Annotated in this window: 9 protein-coding genes and 4 pseudogenes; 5 read left to right on the plus strand and 8 right to left on the minus strand. The window is 57.4% G+C overall.

The genetic code is table 11. The features are described from left to right. Both NKJ23_RS34035 and NKJ23_RS34840 read left to right on the plus strand, forming a co-directional pair. A pseudogene (locus tag NKJ23_RS34035) lies at nt 1-159 on the plus strand (IS110 family transposase); the annotation flags it as partial. A gap of 242 nt (nt 160-401) precedes the next feature. Beyond that, nucleotides 402-598: pseudogene (locus NKJ23_RS34840) on the plus strand (IS110 family transposase); the annotation flags it as partial. 280 nt (nt 599-878) lie between these two features. On the opposite strand, the gene ctlX reads toward NKJ23_RS34840, so the two are convergent. The 6 genes and pseudogenes from ctlX to NKJ23_RS34055 all read right to left on the minus strand — a co-directional run. After that, nucleotides 879-1,763: a citrulline utilization hydrolase CtlX gene (gene ctlX, locus NKJ23_RS34040; protein ID WP_352685110.1), complete on the minus strand. Its 885-nt coding sequence runs from the start codon at nt 1,761-1,763 to the stop codon at nt 879-881. Nucleotides 1,764-1,904: 141 nt separating this feature from the next. Further along, nucleotides 1,905-2,201 (minus strand): annotated as a pseudogene (locus tag NKJ23_RS34845) (arginine deiminase family protein); the annotation flags it as partial. Next, nucleotides 2,164-2,445, minus strand: a complete 282-nt coding sequence (locus tag NKJ23_RS34850) for an arginine deiminase family protein (protein WP_502902614.1) — start codon at nt 2,443-2,445, stop codon at nt 2,164-2,166. The gene NKJ23_RS34850 and the pseudogene NKJ23_RS34845, both read right to left, overlap by 38 nt. Continuing rightward, nucleotides 2,445-3,089, minus strand: a complete 645-nt coding sequence (locus NKJ23_RS34855; protein ID WP_502902615.1) for an arginine deiminase family protein — start codon at nt 3,087-3,089, stop codon at nt 2,445-2,447. The genes NKJ23_RS34850 and NKJ23_RS34855 overlap by 1 nt, the downstream gene beginning before the upstream one ends. A 258-nt stretch (nt 3,090-3,347) precedes the next feature. Continuing rightward, on the minus strand, nt 3,348-4,937 hold the full coding sequence (locus tag NKJ23_RS34050) for a carbamoyltransferase C-terminal domain-containing protein (RefSeq protein ID WP_352685103.1): 1,590 nt from the start codon (nt 4,935-4,937) through the stop codon (nt 3,348-3,350). A gap of 374 nt (nt 4,938-5,311) precedes the next feature. Then, a pseudogene (locus tag NKJ23_RS34055) lies at nt 5,312-5,472 on the minus strand (ISNCY family transposase); the annotation flags it as partial. A gap of 246 nt (nt 5,473-5,718) precedes the next feature. Between NKJ23_RS34055 and NKJ23_RS34060 the strand changes: the two are divergent. Then, nucleotides 5,719-5,985, plus strand: a complete 267-nt coding sequence (locus tag NKJ23_RS34060) for an IclR family transcriptional regulator domain-containing protein (protein WP_352685104.1) — start codon at nt 5,719-5,721, stop codon at nt 5,983-5,985. 45 nt (nt 5,986-6,030) lie between these two features. Here NKJ23_RS34060 and NKJ23_RS34065 read toward each other — a convergent pair whose 3' ends face one another. Continuing rightward, nucleotides 6,031-6,906, minus strand: coding sequence for a TIGR01459 family HAD-type hydrolase (locus NKJ23_RS34065; protein WP_352685106.1), 876 nt, complete (start codon nt 6,904-6,906; stop codon nt 6,031-6,033). A gap of 100 nt (nt 6,907-7,006) precedes the next feature. Between NKJ23_RS34065 and NKJ23_RS34070 the strand changes: the two genes are divergently transcribed. Continuing rightward, nucleotides 7,007-7,297: a hypothetical protein gene (locus NKJ23_RS34070; RefSeq protein WP_352685108.1), complete on the plus strand. Its 291-nt coding sequence runs from the start codon at nt 7,007-7,009 to the stop codon at nt 7,295-7,297. A 3-nt stretch (nt 7,298-7,300) separates the two neighbouring features. On the opposite strand, the gene NKJ23_RS34075 is transcribed toward NKJ23_RS34070, so the two are convergent. After that, on the minus strand, nt 7,301-7,558 hold the full coding sequence (locus tag NKJ23_RS34075; protein ID WP_352685112.1) for an EamA family transporter: 258 nt from the start codon (nt 7,556-7,558) through the stop codon (nt 7,301-7,303). Between NKJ23_RS34075 and NKJ23_RS34080 the strand changes: the two genes are divergently transcribed. After that, the gene (locus NKJ23_RS34080; RefSeq protein WP_352685114.1) at nt 7,527-7,742 is read left to right on the plus strand and encodes a hypothetical protein; all 216 of its coding nucleotides are present in this window, start codon (nt 7,527-7,529) and stop codon (nt 7,740-7,742) included. The two genes, NKJ23_RS34075 and NKJ23_RS34080, sit on opposite strands and share 32 nt — an antisense overlap. Nucleotides 7,743-7,959 lie beyond the last annotated feature (217 nt).

Raw genomic sequence — 7,959 nt, forward strand, 5'->3', positions numbered from 1 at the left:
TCGATCGACAGCAGCCTGCGCACGTGGGGCCTCAAGCTCCGGGAGAGGGTTGGCTTCAAACGAGCTGCCGTGGCTGTGGCGCGCAAACTGGCGGTGATAATGCATTCGATGCTCAAGACCGGTGAGTTCTTTGATCGAAATGCAGGCGCCACAGCATGAAATCTTGCGAATAGCGTTCAGGATCTGAGCGCCTGAGACGTCCCTGCCGGGACGTGAGCCGAGCCATTCCGCTGATGGGGTTGCACCGCTGTCTCAGCAAAGTGCGTCGTCCACATTGAAGGCTCGTCCGCGGAGCTCCATCATGCGGCGACTGATGTCGACCGCGAAGACAACCATGCACCCGGCAGCGTCGTCTCGACGCAATTACATGCTTGACGTCCCAGCGGCGATTAGACAACCCCATCACTATCACCCTGAGGGTGCGGCTCGAGGGGCTGCCCAAGGCTGTCTGCAATATGCCTGGAAGGGGCAGGTCCGGCTCTGCGCCGCTATCGTCGCCTCAGCGCGCCGGCAAGAAGCCGCCGTTGGTCGTGGCTGCGATCGCGCGCGAGATGGCCGCATTCTTGTGGGCCATCGGCCGGGGGTCGCGCCGTCATAGCCGGTCTCGACCCAACTCGCTGCACAGTGTTGGGGGGTGGGGCCACGGTGGGGAACTCCCGTCGCTAGTTATGTGGCCGAGCCGATGCGCGGGACGCCCGCCCCCTAGTCCGAGGACACCCCCGAGACGAACGACACGGAAGGGCCGGTACCCAACCCGCGGATGAGAGTCTGATCAACCGTCGTCTCTGAGCTCCACCCCCGACCCTGCGCAGTTCCAGCCAATCCAACTGCTTTGCACACTCGCGCCAAGCAGTTGTTCTCTCTCGAACAGACCGCATTTAGTTGCGAGGCGTGAGGTGCACACCAGCGATCGTGCATCGGACGGAACCGCCAGCCCGCTCTACCGTAGGAATTGCTAGCGGCAGCAGCCGCGCGCTTTCGCCGATGACGTCAATCTGTTCCGTCGTCAATGCCAAGAGTGCGGTCGTCGACAGGGCCAAAATGCGCTCGTTCCTGCCCAGGAGCTCAATCGCATTGCCTGCAAACTTCTCAATCTGTGCGTTGGTGAGCCCGATTATCCGGCGACCGGCGCGTTCGAACCGATTAACGATTTCGCGCCGTCTCCCCGAGTCCGTGATCAGGTCGAGCCCGATCATGGCGAAATCGGTCGCTATGCACATCAGCACGTTCGAATGATAGATGTCGAACCCGCTGGGATCCTTCGCCGAGAACAGCAGCGGCTCAAAACTGAACTGGGCACAAAATCTTTCAAGTGCGATTGGATCGGTGCGCTCAGATCTGATCGCATAGGCGACCCGATCGATGCGATCGAGTGCCATCGAACCGGTACCTTCCAAAAAGAGCCCGTCCGGCTCAAGGCCAGAATAGTCGATCACCTGCTGCACCCTGTATCGGCTCTTCAGCATGTCAATAACATCGCTGCGGCGCTCACGCCGGCGGCTTAAGGCCTTCATCGGATAGATCGCCACGTAACCGCCAGCGTGTGTTGAAAACCAGTTGTTCGGAAACACTGAATCCGGAGCGTCGCTGTCCTCGCCCTCGAACAAATGCACCGTTATACCCTGCTCTTCGAGCAGCGCAGCGGCGCGGGTGATCTCCGCATAGGCGAGCGACGACAGATCACTGGCATCATCATTCGATATTTGAAAGCGATTGTCGGCCGCAGTCTCAGCATTGACCGTGAAATGATGCGGGCGGACCATAACCACCGCAGAAGGGGCCTGAACCGAAAACGCAGGGCGTGCTACCACGGCAACGACTCCGATCGGGTTAGTGTGTTGGAGGATGCCGCAGGGACAGCGCGGGTCATTTGGATGAGCGATCATGTTGAGGCGGTACTTGGGGCAAGTCATGCAGTGCGCGCCGCCACGGCCACGGCTGAGTTCTGCGGCCTCGACGGTGATCACTTCCACGCCGGCGCGCCTCAACAACGTATTTGTGTATACGTTGCGTTCGTAGACAATCACGACGGCCGGCTCGACGGCGATCACATTATTAGGGGCATCCCATTGCTCCCGCTCGGCCGCGAAGCTGTCACCGCCGGTCTCGACAGTACGAAGAGCTTTCAATTCCAGCGCCTCGGCCACGACCGATAAAAAGGGCCTAGTCTCCTTGGTGACCATCGAGTACACCCTCAGCATTGTTGGGTCGTAACGAAAACGTCTCAAGTAGCTCAACGACCTGCGGGTAGATCGTCACGAGGTCGCGGTCACAGAAGGTGAAGATCGTGTCAAGATGTATTGAGTTGCGATTCCGCGGCATGAGCGTTGCGATGACGCGGGTCACATCCTTCGTCGTGAACAAGCGTCGCGCCAGTGCCTCGACTGCCTGGGGTGTGGTTCGCTCACCCATTCCAATCAGCACGACACCTCCGCCGACCGGCATCACATCACCACCCTCGAGACTTGACGGGGGTCTGCTCCATCGGGCACCAAGTAGGTGAGGCTGGCCTCCCGAAACCGCGGATGGAACCGGTAGACCGCCTCGACATTCGCAGCTTCTGGCTGGCTTGCGGGCCAAAGCATTGTGTTGACTGAGACACCACCATAGATCCAACAGGAGCTATCACGTGTGAAAACCTGGTTCGGCAATGGCGGGAGGACGAAATCCTCCGGCTCCAACGTTTGCCCCTTGAGGCTGCGCGGTTCGAACGGCAGTTCCGAAGCCAAAATCCCGCTGACCAGATAGGTCGCGAGTTGATCAGGGGAAATTTCGCCGAGCCAGCTTCGCAATTTATCGACCATGTCTTGTCCGGCAGCGAAAGCATTGACGCGACGGTCGAGAAGCCAATGGCGCGCTTCCGGCAAGGCCATCCTTGCAGAAAGCAGTTCGTCCAAGGAGTGAACCAACACGCCACGATCTCGTAGGGCCTGCGCGAACATGTCGTGCTCCTTTCCGGCGCGCTCCATCCAAGGCACGTCGTCGAAAAGAAGGCCCTCGCAGTTCCGCGGCGTGAGGCGGTTGAGGCTGAAGCCTGGCCGGTGCACCAGGACTTCTCGCAGCCGGGCGACCTCGGAATGGACACCCAAGCTCCTCATGGGAGTTACATTGCCCTCAGAGTGGCTGTGGGCGCAGCGCCCGATCCACTAGTGATAACCATCTTGGAATCCGTCATGGTGGTTATTGCCCTGGCCGAAGTGATGTTCGCGCAATCTGATAGGCCAACGGAATGCTTGCGCACCTGGGACTTCCGAAGCCCTCCAGCAACTGGTGCAGCCGCGTCGAGCGAACGCAAAACGTGTAGTTTAGTTATTAAAGCACCGACGGAGGGCTCCTTCTCTCCTCCGCTACGCGGCCTTTTTCTGTCCACTCGACGCCGTGAGCGGGGCCTCCTTGAGGAGATAGAAGGCATCGTTGATCACGAATCCGTCGAGTCCTGTGGCCCGGGCATAGCGCAGCAAGTCGCTTGCGCGATTGATGAAACCGGTGCCACTGAAGTTGAGCGATGTGTTGCAAAGAACGCCGACTCCGCTTTTCGCCTTGAACGAGGTAAGCAGTTCAAAGAGGTGCGGATTCTGCTGCCGCGAAACTGTCTGGGCCCGCGCCGTGCCGTCGACATGCGTGACGGCCTCCAATCGGTTATCGAGAACCTTCTGGAAAAGAAGCATGTAGGGTGACGGGCGTGCCAAGTCGAAGTGGAGCCCAACGTCCTCTTCCAGGCAAACCGGTGCGATCGGGCGGAAGCCCTCCCGGTTCTTGATGCGGTTTAAGCGCTCATGGGTTGCCTTGGAGAAAGGCGCCGCGAGAATCGACCGATTGCCGAGCGCCCTTGGTCCGATTTCGCAATTCCCCTGCACCCAGCCGATCACCTTGTCGGCGAGCAACGCGGAGGCAACCTGGCCGTAGTCGAGTGGGTAGACCTCGAGTCCAGTGCGGTCAATTTCGTCAAGTGTAAAAGGCTGGCCCGAATAGACGTTCCATTTGATTTTGGCATTGCCGGTGAAATGCCGCATCGCGTCGACTGCGGTCCCAATTGCTGAGCCTGTATCATTTGTGCACGGCGGAATAAAAACATCAGAAAAAAGCTTCGTTTCGATCCATCGGCGGTTCCACTCGCAATTCAACCCGCACCCGCCAGAAATCAGCAGCGGGTAGCCCTTTGTCAGGTTCTTTTTTGCAAAGGCGTGGAACGAATCGAAGATGGCGTCCGAGACTCGCCTGGCGAGGTTGGTGAACTTCTGATGGGTTACGCCAATGTTGTAGTAGGGTGAATTCCGCAAATCCTCCTTGTTGAGCGGGTACATATCGCGTGGAAGCAGGAAGTCGATCAGCTCCTGCTCGTCCCGGTCAGGCGATCCGGTCTGCCCATAGGCGCTAAGTGCCATTACCTTGCCGGGGTCCTCGTTGCGCATGGGTGCCTTGGGCAAGGTGAATTTCGGATCCGCCAGTGCATAGAGGAAAGCGTATTTGTGGCCAGGGTTCGCCATAACTTTTCCCGAATGCACGATCTGCAGGCGCTCATCGATTTCATAGAAGTCGCCGCACAATCCTTCCCAGGTCAGCGCATAACAGGGCATTCCGGCTGGGAACGGTGACATGCCGTAGGAACCCCAGATATGGGAGCGCTCGTGCGTCGAAGAATAGAAACGCACCTTTCTGCCGAAGATCGTCTTCTGGCCGACAAGCTCTGACCCTTTGGCTACGCCGTAGTAGCCTACCGCGTCCGCGCCGAATCCGGTCAACCAACCACCGACAGCCATCACGTCCGGAATGTCGTCCAGGCGCCCGGCGGCTTCAAGAACGGTTGCCGGGGTGATGGTCGAGTATCTGGGAAAGCTATCCTTCTCAGCCTCGTATGAATAGATGAGCTCGGCTGACGATGTATCCAGTGCTGCAATCGTGCCATCATGATCCGGTTTAAGCGACATTATTTTCATGTTCTATTACTCCGTTTGCGCAATATCGCTTGTCATAAATTCCTTGTTGTACTCTCGCCAAAACGCTCCCTATATTCGACACGGGCTTATATCGTCATCCTGTATCAAGCGTTATTCCGAAGCGGCGTGATTAGTGCAATCCGTTGATAATTCTACGTTGGTTATTAACGAAGGTCCAAGCACTGGTAAATACCTATTTCTATAAGGTTATGTTAAGCTTTTGCAAATCTATTGTGTCAATGAGTGCTTCGCCTCTATTTGATCACGTCCCCTTTGTCTCTCGCCTCGTTTGATGGCCTCCACAGAGTTTGGCTTGCAACTTAGCAATCCCACTTGCCAGAGCGCCGGTCGCTTTCCACTACCTGTCATAGGATCTTCAGGAAGGAGATGCTGGCCTCGATACCAGCGCCGAGTTGCGCAGCTTGCGGCAGACCCAACAGCTGCTGACCATGTCTTCGATCCTGAGCGCGCTCTTCACGAGGAACGGCATATCGCGTACGCCACCCCAGATTTTGGCCTGGCGCAGATTGAGCCTCAACGACGCGAAGGCTCACACGCTGTCCCGCACGCGGTGGCGCCCATGAAACTGCCATCTGGGACCCGGTCGACGTCCTCCTGACCGAATGGGCGCCCGCCAGGACCCCTCGTGTTGGTTCTTCGAGTGTGGTCTGGCCGGGCCGAGATGATCGACTCGCGTCATTGTAGCTGCTACCGGTGCCCGCCTGCAGTAGGTCATCCATCCACATCTGGTGCGACGCGTTGGCGAATTCGCCACCATGGATTGACAGCGGACGAGATCAGGCATGCGCTGTCAGATATTCGCAGGCGCGGCTATGCCGTCGATGACGGGCACCTTGTGGAAGGAATTTCCGCGATAGCGGTGCCAATCATCCTGGAAAGCGGAAATGTAGCAGGCGCGCTCGCCATCAACATGACTAGCGCAAGGCTGCGGAGGAGCAGCGTAGGCGACTTCGTTCAGATTCTGCGACGTGAAATCGACGAAATCGAACGCACGATGAACCCACACGATATTTCGATTGCCAGCTAAAGCTACAAAATCTGCCAGGGGGTCGTTCTCGTCACCCTTCCTCCCCTACCACATAAAGATGGAAGCAGCGAACGTGGGAACGACTGGCTGTCTGGCAAAGCACTGTTGGAGCAGCGCATAGGGGAATTTACCTGCTTTGAAGTCACCAGCGGCGTCCCTATGAATGCCACTGGCGATGAAGAGCACGTCCATGCCCTCGTTTCGACCACCCGCAACGTCCGTCCGCAGCGAATCACCCACTGCTAGGACTTCATGTCTTTCGTAGCCGAGAAGGTCGAAGGCGCGTCGGTAGGCCAATGGATACGGCTTTCCATGATAGAAAACCTCCCCTCCCAACGCTTCGTATTGCTCGGCGAGCGCCCCTGCACAAACAATAAGTTCATCGCCGACTAAAACGACCAGATCGGGATTCGCGCAGACCATTGGAAGTTTGCGCAAAGCACATTCCTTCAGCAGCGGCGTAACTTCTTCTGGCGGCTGGATGCTCCCCCCGGTGGCTAAAATAAAGTCGGCATCCCGAGGTGAAAAGACCTCGAACCGATCTAAACCCCGGAGCAAGCCCGCTAGCTCAGGTGGTCCGATATGGAAGTAACGAGTTCCGAGAGCTCTATGCCAGCCGTCAGAGGCACTTTCTAGCGCCTTGTAAACCAACTCTCCAGACGTGACGATATAGTTATATTGCAGCGGTCCTATTCCCATAGACTCCAAGTGCTTAGCGACTTGGCAGGCACGACGGGGAGAGTTCGAAAGGAGACAGATATCAACATTCTTGTTTCGCAACGTCTTCAGCGTAGTAATTGCGTGAGGAAAGGCAACTTTCCCATCATGCACGACGCCCCAAAGATCCAGAACGACAGCGCGATATCTTTCTATGATCGCCCCAATGCCTTCAATTATGATTGGCGCTTGCAAGTTATTCATTGACCTTATCTCCTTTTTCCCGCCTCACTGCAACTCCTGACACAGCCAAATGTCAGCATTAGGCGCACCGCGAGTCCGTCCGCCGTTACAAGAAGCGGTAATGATCCCCACCCCGATGAGGGTCGACCTCGAGGGTTTTCCGCCGAATGCGTCAGCGGCGTTTCTAGCCCTCCAATCAAGGAGGCTTGCAGAGCTGAAGCGCGACGAGCGCCGGCCGGATAGAACCAACAGCCAATCCCACCTGCGCCAGGCCAAAAAGCGCATCGGTGATAGCGGCGCGGCGAAGCACAAGCTGAGCAGTGAGACGAAAAAACGTTGGCCGCGCAAAGGAAAGCCAGAAGCGATTCTTCGCGGTGACGGCGGATACACGCAGCAAAAAAGGCGGTCATGAAGGTCATGGCGATGCGAGCGCGCTACCAACAAAGTTGGAGTCTATACCCGTTTCCCAAACGAGCACGCAGGTACCTGCGGCCATCGGAACTATTGCCAACAGGGTCGCAGGACGAATTTTCTCTGTCAGCCAAAGCCAGCCCAGGGTAGCAGTGAAGACCGGTTTCGTCCCATAGAGGGCTGCTACGTTCGCCATCGAGGCTAACTGACACGCGGGGATGAACGCTAGCATGGCGATTGCCATCGAGGCCGCAACAATCATCCCTCGCCCTGTTGGGCGAAGGCTCTCGGCCCATTCACAAAAAGCTGAATTGCCAGGAAAGCCGCCGCAAACAGACGCCGCCGAAACAAAATTGTCCAGCGTCCAGAGGCAAAACCCTGACGAACAGCCTGCGGTGCTGCACGCGACTGCAGAGATCGTGACAAAAACAAAACCCTTCGTATGACTATCTTGAAGCAAGGCACTCGGGCTCTTCGCTTAGCCAAGGACGGCGCGCGGATCGTGGCCATAGCCCACGTCAGTGAGATTGCCCAGGAATCCCGCAGATGGAGAGAGAACTATTCAGATATCGCCTCGGTTGGCCGGATGCGGGCATTGTTAAGTCCGTAAAGTGCCGAGCCCACCCGCACCATATCGAAGTGATAGCGCTCCCCTAGCCAGAC

Source organism: Mesorhizobium sp. M0184, from assembly GCF_040322215.1.
GTDB lineage: Bacteria > Pseudomonadota > Alphaproteobacteria > Rhizobiales > Rhizobiaceae > Mesorhizobium.